Genomic DNA, 14176 nt, shown 5'->3' with positions numbered 1-14176 from the left:
TTACGCTCCGGATAGTTTTCTAAAGAGAGAACGCACCCACTCGCGGTGCAGACTCAGCGAACGTCCCATCACCACCACAACCAGCAGCGCCCCTGACAGCGCGCTCGACACCTGGTTAGGGATGCCGACCATCTGTAAACCCTGTTGCAGGTAGCCCACCAGCAGCGCCGCCAGCGCCGTACCCACAACCGAACCTGACCCGCCGTAGATATTCGCCCCGCCGAGCACCGCGGCGGTGAGCGCAGGCATCAGTAAATCGCGCCCCAAATCCGAACGCGCGGAGCCGAAATAGGAGACCATCACCAGCGCGGCAACCGCAGAGGCCACGCCCACCAGGCCGTACAGCGCATAGGGCATGCCGTTCACCGACAGCGCCGCATAGCGCGCCGCGCGAGGATTCTGGCCGATTAAAAACAGGTGACGACCAAAGCGCCCGCGATGGGTAATCAGCCAGAAGAAGACGGTGATTACCGCGAACAGGACCAATGGGATCGGCAGGCCAAACACCGTGAGGTTAGCGAACGCCGTGAAGCTGTCCGGGAAGCCACCGATACCCTCGTAGCCCGTCGCCCCCGCCATGCCGGAGAGCAGCAGCGCGCCGCCGCCGTAGAGGTAGAGCGTGCCGAGGGTGATCACCAGCGGGCTGATGCCGGTGTAGTGAATAAGCGCGGCATTAAATAATCCGCACAGCAGGCCTAGCAGCAGCGTCAATGGAACGGCGACCGCCATCGGCCACCCCGCCTGCATCATCACGCCCAGCGCGATGGCGCACAGGCCGATGGTCGAGCCGAGAGAGATATCGATTCCGCCGCTGATGATGACCAGCGTGAGCGGCAGCGCCACGATGCCGATGCAGATGAAGTCGCTGGTGCTGAACAGCAGCATGTTGATATCAAGCATGCGCGGGTTGATGGCGCCAAAGAGCAGGATCTCCAGCACCAGTAAAATGAGCAGCGCGCTTTCCCAGTTAAGCCTCATTTACGCCACCTCTTTTTTGCGTTTTGGAAAAGGGGTCACGTGCTTTCCCCCTCTGTTACCCGGCTGGAAGCGGCCGTACTTTAGCGCCCGCTGGTGGCGCGCCAGCGCCTGGCGCAGACGTCCGTCGAGCACCAAAACGCCCAGCAGCACCAGCCCGGCGATAAAGTCGTTCCACCACGCCGGGAGCCTGAACAGCACCAGCACGGTGTCGATTTGGGTCAGGAAGAAGGCGCCGAGCAGCGCGCCAACCAGCGTGCCCGTGCCGCCCAGCAGCGAAATGCCGCCGAGCACGCAGGCGGCGATGGCCTTCATCTCCAGCCCGCTGCCGGTCTGGTTGGGCACAAAGCCAATCTGCGCGGCAAACACGATCCCGGCGCAGGCCGCCAGCATGCCGTTCAGGGTAAAGGCGAGCATTCGCGTGCGGTTCACCGCCACGCCCAGCTGGCGCGCGGCGGCGAGGTTATCCCCCACCGCGTAGAAATCACGCCCGAAAGCGGTGCGCGACAGCGTCCACGCGCCAAAGACGGCGATAATTAATACCAGCATGCCGAGCGGCGATATGCCGACGGCGGCAGGCTCAGAGAGAGATTTCAGCGCTGGCGGCAGTCCTTCAATCCACTTCCCGCCCGTCCAGAGCAGCATCGCCCCGCGGTACAGCCCCAGCGTGCCGAGGGTGGCGACAATCGCCGGAATGCGCAGCCCCACCACCAGAAACCCGTTGAACGCCCCGGCCAGCGCGCCAATAGACAGCGCGAAGAGAATGGAAACGGGCAGGCTGTAGCCGCTATTAAGCGCCACACCGACGGCGATGGCGGACAGCCCGACGATGGAGCCAACGGACACGTCAATATTGCGGGTCAGCATTACCAGCGCTGCGCCGATGGCCAGCAGGATCAGGATCTGCGCGCTGGAGAAGATCATCCCCAGCGTCTGTAAACTCAGGTAGGACGGATTCAGCGCCACCAGCACGGCGAACAGCGCCAGAATGGCGAGAAACGCGCTCAGCTCGCGGTTTTTGAGTAAGGTCTTCATGATTGCCCTCCGAACGCCAGCGCCATCATCTTGTCGAGGCTGACGGCGTGACGCGGCAGCTCGCCGCTGAGCACGCCCTGATGCATCACCAGCACCCGGTCCGCAAGGCCGGGAAACTCGTCGAGATCGCTTGAGATCATCAGCACCGCCACGTTCTGCGCCGCCACGCTTTTTATCAGCTGGTAGATATCGGCGCGCGCCGAGACGTCCACCCCGCGCGTCGGTTCATCGACGATCAGCAGTAAAGGGTTGGCCTCCAGGCAGCGCGCCAGCAGCACCTTCTGCTGGTTGCCGCCGGAGAGCGTGCGCACGGTTTGATCCGCATGGTTGAGCTTGATCCCCAGCGCCCGGTGATAGCGCTCTACCACCGCCGACTCCCGCTTGCTCTGCTGCCAAATCGACGGCTCGTTCAGCGCCACGGTGTTCCAGCGGATCGGCGCGTCGAGGAACAGGCCGGACACCTGCCTGTCTTCCGGCAGGTAGACCAGCCCTTTTTCCAGGCGTGAACTTACCGGCTCGCCGGTGATCTCCTGATTCTCCAGCCAGACGCGGCCCCCGCGTACCGGCCGCAGGCCGTAGAGCGTTTCCGCAAACTCGGTGCGCCCGGATCCCACCAGCCCGGCCAGTCCGACAATCTCCCCGGCGTAGATCTCAAGGCTGAGATCGATAAACCCTTCCCCGGTGAGTTCGTCCACCCGCAGCACCGGGAAATCCTGGGCCTGGGTGCGGCGGTTGCCCGGCAGCGCCAGCCACAGCTTTTGCGTATCGCTGAGGGATTTCTCCCGGCTCACCGGCGTCATGGCGGCAATCAGGGCGCTGTCGTCAAACTGCGCGGTTTCGCCGCTCAGCACCACCGCGCCGTCGCGCATCACCGAGACATGGCTCGACAGCTGGCGAATTTCCGGCAGCTTGTGCGAGATAAAGACAATCCCGACGCCGAGCGCCTGCAGGGAGCGGATCTGGCGGAACAGCCGTTCGGTTTCACCCGGCGTGAGGGAGGCCGTGGGTTCGTCGAGGATCAGGATCCTGGCGTTGCGCATTAATCCACGCAGGATCTCCACCATCTGCTGGTCCGCCACCTCCAGGGTGCTGGCGGTGGCGTCGAGGTTAAGCTGGCACTGGAGCTGCTGGAGCTTCTCCGCCAGGCGCTTTTCCCGATCGCGCTCGCGCGGCAGGCGGAACAGGATGTTTTCCCGCACCGTCAGGTTGGGGAACAGCAGCGGCTCCTGCGGCACCAGGTAAATGCCTAGCCTGTGCGCCTGCACGGGCGTGAGCCGCGCATATGACTGCCCCTCGACGGAAAGTTCACCGCTGTCCGGCGTTTCCACCCCGGCGATGATCTTCATCAGCGTCGATTTTCCCGCGCCGTTTCCGCCCATCAGCGCGTGCACCTGGCCCGCAAGCAGCGTGAAATCAATGCCTTTCAGAACCGGCACGCCTGAGAACTGCTTGCTGATATTTCGCGCGTCGAGAAGTGGTGTCATCATCGCTCCGCTATTGAACAAATGATTTTTAGATTTAATAATGTTCAAAAGCGTAGACGGTGAACTATATTTACAACCGTGCAGGGATCACAGTTTTATCGATTGAGATTCAGATAAACCAGAAACGATCGAAAAGATCCGTTTTGTCGCGTGGCTCACACTTTCCCTTCGCGCCATCACGAACATATGATCTAAATTTTTATAAGAGTTCAACTATGAGCGATAAACGCACTGCGGAAGAAGGACGGTTTGCCGGGCTGGCACTGGCGGAAGAGGAACTCGTAGCGCGCGTGGCCTGGTGCTACTACCACGACGGATTAACCCAGAACGACATCGGCGAGCGGCTCGGGCTGCCGCGCCTGAAGATTTCTCGCCTGCTGGAGAAGGGCCGTCAGTCCGGGGTGATCCGCGTGCAGATCAACTCCCGCTACGAGGGCTGCCTGGCGCTGGAGACCGAGCTCCAGCAGCGCTTTGGCCTGAAGCTGGTGCGCGTGATGCCCGCGTTAAATACGCCGCCGATGAACGTGCGGCTCGGCATTGGCGCGGCGCAGTCGCTGATGGGCGTACTGGAGCCCGGCCAGCTGCTGGCGGTGGGGTTTGGTGAAACCACCATGAGCAGCCTGCAGCACCTGAGCGGCTTTATCAGCTCGCAGCAGATCCGCCTGGTGACGCTCTCCGGCGGCGTCGGACCGTACATGACCGGTATCGGCCAGCTGGACGCGGCCTGCAGCGTCAGCATGATCCCCGCCCCGCTTCGCGTGTCATCCGCCGAGGTGGCCGGGATCTTAAAACGTGAAACCAGCGTGCGGGACGTGATCCTCGCCGCCACCGCTGCAGACGTGGCGGTAGTCGGCATTGGTTCGGTGAACCAGCGCCGTGACGCCACGATACTGCGCTCCGGCTATATCAGCGAAGGTGAACAGCTGATGTACGCCCGCAAAGGGGCGGTCGGCGACATTCTCGGCTACTTCCTCAATGCCGAGGGCGAGTGCGTTGAAGAGCTGGAGATCCACAAAGAACTGCTGGGCGTCACGCTCGATGAACTGGCGCAGCTGCCCACCATCGTTGGCGTGGCCGGAGGGGAAGAGAAAGCCGATGCGATTTATGCCGCACTGAAAGGTCGCCGTATCAATGGCCTGGTGACGGAGGAGACGACAGCCCGCGCGGTGCTGGCTCTGGCCGGATAAGAGTCTGCCCTGCGCTAACAATGAGGCAAGCTCATGAGTTACCTTTTAGCGTTAGATGCAGGGACAGGCAGCGTTCGCGCCGTGATTTTCGATTTACAGGGCAACCAGATTGCCGTCGGCCAGGCCGAGTGGAAGCACCTGAGCGTGGAGAACGTGCCGGGGTCGATGGAGTTCGACCTTGAGACCAACTGGCAGCTGGCCTGCCGGTGCATTCATCAGGCGCTGGAGCGCGCGCGCCTGAGCGCGGCGGATATTCAGTCCGTCGCCTGCTGTTCCATGCGCGAAGGGATCGTGCTGTACGACCGCAACGGCGAGGCCATCTGGGCCTGCGCCAACGTCGACGCCCGCGCCAGCCGCGAGGTGGCCGAACTCAAAGAGATCCACGACGACCGTTTTGAATCCGAAGTGTATGACGTTTCCGGCCAGACGCTAGCGCTGAGCGCCATGCCGCGCCTCCTGTGGCTGGCACACCATCGTCCGGATATTTATCGTAAAGCCGCCACCATCACCATGATCAGCGACTGGCTGGCGGCGAAGCTCTCGGGCGAGCTGGCGGTTGATCCGTCTAACGCGGGCACCACCGGCATGCTGGATCTCTTCTCCCGCGACTGGCGTCCGGCGCTGCTCGACATGGCCGGGCTGCGCGCCGATATCCTCTCCCCGGTGAAAGAGACCGGCACCGTGCTGGGGGCGATTACCAGACAGGCCGCGCAGCAGAGCGGCCTGCGCGAAGGCACGCCGGTGGTGATGGGCGGCGGCGACGTGCAGCTGGGCTGCCTGGGGCTGGGCGTGGTGCGCGCCGGGCAAACGGCGGTGCTCGGCGGTACCTTCTGGCAGCAGGTGGTGAACCTGCCGCAGGTACGCACCGACCCCGAGATGAACATCCGCGTGAACCCGCACGTCATCCCCGGCATGGCGCAGGCGGAGTCGATCAGCTTCTTTACCGGGCTGACCATGCGCTGGTTCCGCGACGCCTTCTGCGCCGAGGAAAAGCTGATTGCCGAGCGGATGGGGATGGACACCTATTCCCTGCTGGAAGAGATGGCGAGCCGCGTCCCGGCGGGCTCCCACGGGGTGATGCCGATCTTCTCCGACGCGATGCATTTCAAGCAGTGGTACCACGCCGCGCCGTCGTTTATTAACCTCTCCATCGACCCGGAAAAGTGCAACAAAGCGACGCTGTTCCGCGCCCTGGAGGAGAACGCCGCGATCGTCTCGGCCTGCAACCTGGCGCAGATTTCGCGTTTCTCCGGCGTGACGTTTGAGAGCCTGGTGTTTGCGGGCGGCGGGGCCAAAGGCGCCCTCTGGAGCCAGATATTAAGCGACGTCACCGGGCTGCCGGTGCGCGTGCCGGAGGTGAAAGAGGCGACAGCGCTCGGCTGCGCCATCGCGGCAGGTGCTGGCGCGGGGCTGTTCGCGGATATGGCCTCGACGGGCGAGCGGCTGGTGAAATGGAGCCGCGAGTTCACGCCGAACCCGCAGCACCGCGAGCTGTACGACGGCATGATGCAGAAATGGCAGGCGGTGTACGCCGACCAGCTTGGGCTGGTGGACAGCGGGCTGACGACGTCGATGTGGCAGGCCCCGGGGTTAGTACGGGCAGCTGCGCCGTAAATAACGCCGGATGGCGCTGCGCTTATCCGGCCTACGGTTTTGTAGCCCCGGTAAGCGCAGCGCCACCGGGGAAGTTCTTTGAGATCTATCACAATCATTCGATCCCGCTTTTACCTTTCCGCTGCCGCTGGCTAAATTAGTAACTCATCCGACCACATAACAATAATTTTACACTGGAAGAGACTATGAGCCGCTACCCGTCGTTATTCGCCCCTCTCGATCTGGGGTTCACCACACTCAAAAACCGCGTGTTGATGGGCTCGATGCACACCGGGCTGGAGGAGCATCAGGACGGGGCCGAGCGTCTGGCAGCTTTCTATGCCGAGCGCGCCCGCCATGGGGTGGCGCTGATTGTCACCGGCGGCGTGGCCCCAGCGCCTTCCGGCGTAGGCATGGAGGGCGGCGCGGTCCTGAACGATGCGTCACAGCTGCCGCACCACCGCATTGTGACCGATGCGGTCCACCGCGAGGGCGGCAAAATCGCCCTGCAGATCCTGCACACCGGACGCTACAGCTATCAGCCGAACCTGGTCGCGCCGTCGGCTCTACAGGCGCCGATTAACCGCTTTAAACCTCACGCCCTCACCCACGACGAGATCCTGGCGCTGATTGACGACTTCGCCCGCTGCGCGGCGCTGGCGCGCGAGGCGGGCTACGACGGCGTTGAGGTAATGGGCTCGGAAGGCTACCTGATCAACGAATTCCTCGCCGCCCGCACCAACCAGCGCGACGACGAATGGGGCGGCGACTATGCCCGCCGGATGCGCTTTGCCGTGGAGGTGGTGCGCGCGGTGCGCGAACGTGCGGGCGCGGACTTTATTATCGTCTTCCGCCTGTCGATGCTCGACTTGGTGGAGGGCGGCGGCACGTTCGACGAAACCGTGCAGCTGGCGCAGGCGATTGAAGCCGCAGGCGCCACGATTATCAACACCGGAATTGGCTGGCACGAGGCGCGCATCCCGACCATCGCCACGCCGGTGCCGCGCGCGGCGTTCAGTTGGGTAACGCGCAGGCTGAAGGGCAAAGTGTCTGTTCCGCTGGTGACCACTAACCGCATTAACGACCCGCAGGTGGCGGACGATGTGATTTCACGCGGCGATGCCGATATGGTGTCGATGGCGCGTCCGTTCCTCGCGGATGCCGAACTGCTCTCCAAAGCGCAAAGCGGCCGTGCGGATGAGATCAACACCTGCATCGGCTGTAACCAGGCCTGTCTGGATCAGATCTTCGTCGGCAAGGTCACCTCCTGTCTCGTGAATCCGCGCGCCTGCCATGAAACCAAAATGCCGGTCGTTCCGGCGGTCAATAAAAAACGCCTGGCCGTGGTGGGCGCTGGCCCGGCGGGGCTGGCGTTTGCGGTGAATGCCGCCTCGCGCGGGCACAGCGTAACGCTGTTTGATGCGCTGGCGGAGATTGGCGGGCAGTTTAATATCGCCAAGCAGATCCCCGGCAAAGAGGAGTTCTATGAAACGCTGCGCTATTACCGCCGGATGATCGATCTTACAGGCGTCGATCTGCGGCTTAACCAGTTTGTCAGCGCGGCGGATCTGATCGATTTCGACGAGGTGATCCTCGCGAGCGGGATCGTACCGCGCCTGCCGGCGATCGAAGGCATCGATCATCCAAAGGTGTTGAGCTATCTGGACGTTTTGCGCGACAAAGCGCCGGTCGGCGAGAAGGTGGCGATTATCGGCTGCGGCGGGATCGGTTTTGATACCGCGATGTACTTAAGCCAGCCGGGCGAAGCCACCAGCCAGAACATCGCTGAGTTCTGCGTGGAATGGGGCATTGATACCAGTCTCAGTCAGTCCGGTGGTTTACGCCCGGAAGGTCCGCAGCTGCCGAAAAGCCCGCGGCAGATTGTGATGCTCCAGCGTAAAGCCAGCAAGCCGGGTGAAGGTCTGGGAAAAACCACGGGCTGGATCCACCGCGCCACCCTGCTCTCGCGCGGGGTGAAGATGATCCCGGCGGTCAGCTACCAGAAGATCGACGACGACGGGCTGCACGTCACGATCGGCGGCGAACCGCAGTTGCTGCGCGTGGATCACGTCATTTTATGTGCCGGGCAGGAGCCGAAGCGCGATCTGGCGGATCCGCTGCGTGAGGCGGGAAAAACGGTGCATTTGATCGGCGGGTGCGATGTGGCGATGGAGCTGGACGCGCGGCGGGCAATTGCGCAGGGAACGAAGTTAGCTCTGGAGATCTAGAACATTGCCCGGTGGCGCTGCGCTTACCGGGCCTACGGGTTCGAGGCCGTTGTAGGCCCGGTAAGCGCAGCGCCACCGGGCATCAGACCGCACACTAGGTAGGCCTTTGCAAGCGAAGCGCCGCCAGGCAAAACAATCTTAACGACGACGCCCCAGCTTCACCGCCTTCAGCACCACAAACTTGTTGTTGGTCGCAATGGTGACGCAGTTGCCGAAAATCTTCTTCAGCTTGTGGAAGTAGTCCAGGTGGCGGTTCGCCACGATGTACAGCTCGCCGTTGATTTTCAGGCAGCGGCGCGCGTGGTGGAACATCTCCCACGCGACGTTATCCGTCAGGGCGTGCTTCTGGTGGAACGGCGGGTTGCAGAACACCGCGTTGAAGCGGAACGGCTCTACGCCGGACAGCGCGTTGTTGATCATAAACTCGCAGCGGTCCAGCGCTTCCGGCATGTTGGTTTCCACGTTCAGACGGCTGGAGGCCACCGCCATTGGCGATTCGTCGCTGAACACCACGCTGGCGTCCGGGTTCTTCGCCAGCAGCGTCAGGCCAATCACCCCGTTACCGCAGCCCAGATCGACAATCTCACCTTCCAGATTTTCCGGCAGATGTTCCATGAAGAAACGCGCCCCGATATCCAGCCCGGTGCGGGAGAAGACGTTCGCATGGTTGTGGATGGTCCAGTCGGTCCCTTCCAGCTTCCAGCTCAGCGTTTCTGGCGCGTCGGCCAGCTCCGGCGCGCTGAAGGTGCAGTTGATCAGGCGCGCTTTTTTCCAGGCCAGCGTCGTGGTGGTCGGGCCGAGGACTTTCTCGAACAGCTCCAGCGTCGAGGTGTGAATATCGCGCGCTTTGGCGCCCGCGATAATGCGCGTATCCGGCGTCACGACCTTACGCAGCGCGCGAAGCTGTTGCTCCAGCAGCGCCATGGTTTTTGGCACTTTGATCAGCACCACGCCCGGCGCCTGCGGATAGTCCGCAGTGCTGTCGAGGAACTTCACGCTGGACTCTTCGATGTCGTTATGGCGCAGGTTTTCACGCGTCGCCAGCTCGCTCAGGTAGGAATCGCCGATGCTGTAAGGCGTGTGCTCCGCCAGGGCGCAGCCCAGCGCGCCAAACGCGTCATTCAGGATCAAAACCGGGCCGCGGATTTCAGTCTCATCCAACTGCTGCAGCAGATATTCATCCGCCGCTTCCCACGCCATGAGCGGGTTAACGTCGTCCGTTTCCGGGAAACGTTTAAGGTTGAGTGAACGGAAACCGTTGTCTAAGTGGCTCATCGGCCCTCCTGAATGGTAAAATTTGGCGTATCCCTGAAAAGGGTGCGTGAGTATACCCGTTTTCGCATAAATTTGGGCTTTTGATGAACCAACTTACTTATCTCCAGGGTTATCCGGAGCATTTACTGACTCAGGTTCGCAGCCTGATTGCCGAGCAGAAGCTCGGCGCAGTGCTGGAAAAACGCTATCCCGGCACGCACGATTTCGCGACCGATAAGGCCCTCTGGCAGTATACGCAGGATCTGAAAAGCCGGTATCTGAAGAGCGCGCCGCCGATCAACAAGGTGATGTACGACAACAAGATCCACGTGCTGAAAAACGCGCTCGGCCTGCACACCGCCATCTCCCGCGTGCAGGGCGGCAAGCTAAAAGCGAAGGCCGAAATCCGCGTCGCGACGGTGTTCCGTAACGCGCCGGAAGCCTTTCTGCGGATGATCGTGGTGCATGAGCTGGCGCACCTGAAAGAGAAAGAGCACGACAAAGCGTTCTACTCCCTGTGCTGCCACATGGAGCCGCAGTACCACCAGCTGGAGTTTGATACCCGCCTGTGGCTTACGCATTTATCGTTAAATGGTAATGCGGAATAGCGCACGCGAATTGTCATGATGACGTGCTACAGTGGCTAAAGGTTCCCCGCTACGGAGTACGTAAACGTTTATGATACGTTTCGCAGTCATTGGTACGAACTGGATCACACGCCAGTTCGTCGACGCCGCCCACGAAACCGGCAAACTTAAACTTACCTCAGTCTATTCCCGCAGCCTTGAGCAGGCGCAGAGTTTTGCTAACGACTACCTCGTTGAGCACCTCTTCACTTCTCTTGATGAGATGGCGCAAAGCGACGCCATAGACGCGGTGTATATTGCCAGCCCGAACTCCCTGCACTTCCCGCAAACGAAGCTGTTCCTCAGCCACAAAAAGCATGTGATTTGCGAGAAGCCGCTGGCGTCAAACATCCAGGAAGTGGAAGCGGCCATTGCGCTTGCCCGCGAAAATCAGGTGGTGCTGTTCGAGGCGTTCAAAACCGCCAGCCTGCCGAATTTCCTGCTGCTACAGCAGTCCCTGCCGAAAATTGGCAAAGTGCGTAAAGCCTTTATCAACTACTGCCAGTACTCGTCGCGCTACCAGCGCTACCTGGACGGCGAGAACCCGAACACCTTTAACCCGGCCTTCTCGAACGGCTCGATTATGGATATCGGCTTCTACTGCCTGGCCTCCGCCGTGGCGCTATGGGGCGAACCGCACGGCGTAACGGCCACCGCCAGCCTGCTGGAGAGCGGCGTGGATGCGCACGGCCTGGTGGTGCTGGACTACGGTGATTTCAGCGTTACGCTGCAGCACTCCAAGGTGAGCGATTCCGTGCTGCCGAGCGAAATTCAGGGCGAAGCGGGCTCGCTGGTTATCGAGAAGATCTCGGAATGCCAGAAGGTGAGCTTTGTGCCGCGCGGCGGCAAAGCGCAGGAGCTGACGCAGCCTCAGCATATTAACACTATGCTCTATGAGGCAGAGGTCTTCGCCCGCCTGGTGGAAGACAACGAAGTGAATCACCCTGGCCTCGCGGTGAGCCGCACCACGGCGAAGCTGCAAACGGAGATCCGCCGCCAGACCGGCGTGGTGTTCCCGGCAGACGACGTCAGTGCGGAAGCGATCGCGTAAAGCTGTGTAATGAAACGGCGCAGACCATTGACGAAACTGATGGTCTGACATATTTTGTTACCTGCAAAGGGGAGTAACTTCTTCGTCGGTGGATCGTCATTACGATGCGTGCAATACCGCATCCGGTCGCCGGGCAACCCTCGTGGTTGTAAGTGAGACCTTGCCGGAAGGCGAGGTCTATGCATAAAAAGCTAACGGCTATCGTCTTCTGACCATGGCCGTTTTTGTTTTTTATGTGTAAGGAAAATAGTATGCATTCTGTCGGCACTCCAATCTTGTGGGGCGGATTCGCGGTTGTCGTGCTCATCATGCTGGCGATCGACCTCTTTTTGCAGGGCCGTCGCGGCGCGCACGGCATGTCCATGAAGCAGGCCGCGGCCTGGTCTCTGGTGTGGGTTACCCTTTCCCTGCTGTTCTGTGCTGCCTTCTGGTGGTATCTGGCCTCGACCGAAGGCCGCGCGGTGGCCGATCCTCAGGCGCTCGCCTTCCTCACCGGTTATCTGATTGAAAAGGCCCTGGCGGTCGATAACGTCTTCGTCTGGCTGATGCTGTTCAGCTACTTTGCCGTGCCTGCTGCCCTGCAGCGCCGCGTGCTGGTCTACGGCGTGCTGGGTGCCATTGTTCTGCGTACCATTATGATCTTCGCCGGCAGCTGGCTAATCACCCAGTTCGAATGGCTGCTGTATGTATTCGGCGCGTTCCTGCTGTTCACCGGGGTCAAAATGGCGCTGGCGAAAGAGGACGGCTCCGCGATTGGCGATCGCCCTCTGGTGAAGTGGATCCGCGGCCATCTGCGCATGACCGACAAGATTGAGAGCGAGCACTTCTTCGTGCGCAAGAACGGCCTGCTGTTTGCCACTCCGCTGCTGCTGGTGCTGATTCTGGTTGAGCTGAGCGACGTGATTTTCGCGGTGGACAGCATTCCGGCGATCTTCGCGGTGACCACCGACCCGTTCATCGTTCTGACGTCTAACCTGTTCGCCATCCTCGGCCTGCGTGCGATGTACTTCCTGCTGGCGGGCGCGGCGGAGCGCTTCTCGATGCTGAAGTACGGTCTGTCGGTCATTCTGGTGTTTATCGGTATCAAGATGCTGATCGTTGATTTCTACCATATCCCGATCGCCATTTCGCTCGGCGTGGTGTTTGGCATTCTGATCGTGACGCTGATTATCAATACCTGGGTTAACCGCCAGCACGATAAGAAGCAGCAGGCTTAATGCGTTTTGCCCGGCGGCGCTGTGCTACCGGGCATTTTCGTTAAGCAATAGTTAAAAAACATGATGCACCACGTAAAATCCAGCATTTTACGCTTCCGCCTTTCGCTGCTTTCCCTGATACTCAACCAGGCAAACAAATACTTACATCCGGACATAAATGTGACTAAGAGCACATCCAGGATGGAACGCAATTTCACTCAGGAATAACGTATGAGCACACAATCAAGCGGTCTGTTCGCGCGCCTGGCGCAGGGCAGCCTCGTAAAACAAATTCTGGTCGGGCTGGTTCTGGGTATTCTGCTGGCGATGGTGTCAAAACCTGCAGCGGAAGCGACAGGGCTTCTCGGCACCCTTTTCGTTGGCGCGCTGAAGGCCGTCGCACCGGTACTGGTTCTGATGCTGGTCATGGCGTCGATTGCCAACCACCAGCACGGACAAAAAACCAACATTCGCCCTATTCTGTTCCTGTATCTGCTGGGAACCTTCTCCGCTGCCTTAACGGCTGTGGTGTTTAGCTTCCTGTTCCCGTCCACGCTGCACCTAACCAGCGCGGCCGGTGATATCACCCCGCCGTCCGGCATTGTCGAAGTGCTGCGCGGCCTGCTGATGAGCATGGTCTCTAACCCCATCACCGCGCTGATGAACGCGAACTACATCGGCATCCTGGTATGGGCGATTGGTCTGGGCTTCGCGCTGCGTCACGGTAACGACACCACGAAAAACCTGGTCAACGATGTGTCCAACGCTGTGACCTTTATGGTGAAGCTGGTGATTCGCTTTGCACCAATCGGGATCTTTGGTCTGGTTTCTTCTACGCTGGCAACCACCGGTTTCGACGCGCTGTGGGGCTACGCGCAGTTGCTGGTTGTGCTGGTCGGCTGTATGCTGCTGGTGGCGCTGGTGATCAACCCGCTGCTGGTGTTCTGGCAAATCCGCCGCAACCCGTATCCGCTGGTGCTGACCTGCCTGCGTGAAAGCGGCGTTTATGCCTTCTTCACCCGCAGCTCGGCGGCGAACATTCCGGTGAACATGGCGCTGGCAGAGAAGCTGAACCTGGACCGCGATACCTACTCCGTGTCGATCCCGCTGGGTGCAACCGTGAACATGGCGGGCGCGGCGATCACCATCACCGTGCTGACCCTGGCGGCGGTACATACGCTGGGTATTCCGGTGGATCTGCCAACCGCATTGCTGTTGAGCGTGGTGGCGTCGCTGTGTGCCTGTGGCGCATCCGGCGTGGCGGGCGGTTCTCTGCTGCTGATCCCGCTGGCGTGTAATATGTTTGGTATCCCGAACGAGATCGCGATGCAGGTGGTGGCCGTCGGCTTTATCATCGGCGTGCTGCAGGACTCCTGCGAGACCGCACTGAACTCCTCTACCGACGTGCTGTTTACCGCAGCGGCCTGTCAGGCGGAAGACGCGCGTTTAGCGAAGAACGCCCTGCGAGGTTAAAAAGAAAAGCCCGGTGGCGGCTACGCCTTACCGGGCCTACAGGGTTTAGTAGGTCGGGTAAGCGCAGCGCCACC

Annotated in this window: 11 protein-coding genes; 7 read left to right on the top strand and 4 right to left on the bottom strand. The window is 60.9% G+C overall.

All coding sequences use genetic code 11. The features are described 5' to 3' along the window. The 3 genes from lsrD to lsrA are packed head-to-tail and all read right to left on the bottom strand — an operon-like array spanning nt 1 to nt 3494. Nucleotides 1-978: an autoinducer 2 ABC transporter permease LsrD gene (gene lsrD, locus N037_RS09365; RefSeq protein ID WP_023333524.1), complete on the bottom strand. Its 978-nt coding sequence runs from the start codon at nt 976-978 to the stop codon at nt 1-3. Next, nucleotides 979-2010 (bottom strand): autoinducer 2 ABC transporter permease LsrC, encoded by a 1032-nt coding sequence (lsrC, locus tag N037_RS09360; protein WP_032640486.1) that lies wholly within the window; start codon nt 2008-2010, stop codon nt 979-981. Then, nucleotides 2007-3494 (bottom strand): autoinducer 2 ABC transporter ATP-binding protein LsrA, encoded by a 1488-nt coding sequence (lsrA, locus tag N037_RS09355; protein ID WP_032640484.1) that lies wholly within the window; start codon nt 3492-3494, stop codon nt 2007-2009. Before lsrA ends, lsrC begins: the two co-directional genes overlap by 4 nt. 215 nt (nt 3495-3709) lie before the next feature. Between lsrA and lsrR the strand changes: the two genes are divergently transcribed. From lsrR to N037_RS09340, 3 genes are all read left to right on the top strand, one after another. Then, nucleotides 3710-4681, top strand: coding sequence for a transcriptional regulator LsrR (gene lsrR, locus N037_RS09350; RefSeq protein WP_023295481.1), 972 nt, complete (start codon nt 3710-3712; stop codon nt 4679-4681). Nucleotides 4682-4714: 33 nt separating this feature from the next. Then, on the top strand, nt 4715-6295 hold the full coding sequence (gene lsrK / locus N037_RS09345; RefSeq protein WP_032640482.1) for an autoinducer-2 kinase: 1581 nt from the start codon (nt 4715-4717) through the stop codon (nt 6293-6295). A 185-nt stretch (nt 6296-6480) separates the two neighbouring features. Next, on the top strand, nt 6481-8502 hold the full coding sequence (locus N037_RS09340) for an NADPH-dependent 2,4-dienoyl-CoA reductase (RefSeq protein WP_032640480.1): 2022 nt from the start codon (nt 6481-6483) through the stop codon (nt 8500-8502). A gap of 138 nt (nt 8503-8640) precedes the next feature. On the opposite strand, the gene rlmG is transcribed toward N037_RS09340, so the two are convergent. Next, nucleotides 8641-9777, bottom strand: coding sequence for a 23S rRNA (guanine(1835)-N(2))-methyltransferase RlmG (rlmG, locus tag N037_RS09335; RefSeq protein ID WP_032640477.1), 1137 nt, complete (start codon nt 9775-9777; stop codon nt 8641-8643). A gap of 83 nt (nt 9778-9860) precedes the next feature. Between rlmG and N037_RS09330 the strand changes: the two genes are divergently transcribed. The 4 genes from N037_RS09330 to sstT all read left to right on the top strand — a co-directional run bounded on the left by N037_RS09330 (nt 9861) and on the right by sstT (nt 14102). After that, nucleotides 9861-10364 (top strand): YgjP-like metallopeptidase domain-containing protein, encoded by a 504-nt coding sequence (locus tag N037_RS09330; protein WP_023333531.1) that lies wholly within the window; start codon nt 9861-9863, stop codon nt 10362-10364. Between the two features lie 70 nt (nt 10365-10434). Continuing rightward, nucleotides 10435-11433 carry a Gfo/Idh/MocA family protein gene (locus N037_RS09325; protein WP_023333532.1) on the top strand — a complete coding sequence of 333 codons (999 nt, stop codon included), beginning with the start codon at nt 10435-10437 and terminating at the stop codon, nt 11431-11433. A 251-nt stretch (nt 11434-11684) separates the two neighbouring features. Next, nucleotides 11685-12650: a TerC family protein gene (locus N037_RS09320; protein ID WP_032640476.1), complete on the top strand. Its 966-nt coding sequence runs from the start codon at nt 11685-11687 to the stop codon at nt 12648-12650. A gap of 210 nt (nt 12651-12860) precedes the next feature. Continuing rightward, a complete protein-coding gene (gene sstT, locus N037_RS09315) occupies nt 12861-14102 on the top strand; it encodes a serine/threonine transporter SstT (protein WP_032640474.1) in 1242 nt (413 codons plus the stop codon). The last annotated feature ends 74 nt before the right edge of the window (nt 14103-14176 follow it).

The organism is Enterobacter sp. EGD-HP1 (assembly GCF_000733275.2).
GTDB lineage: Bacteria > Pseudomonadota > Gammaproteobacteria > Enterobacterales > Enterobacteriaceae > Enterobacter.
This window is presented reverse-complemented; position numbering and strand designations above follow the sequence as displayed.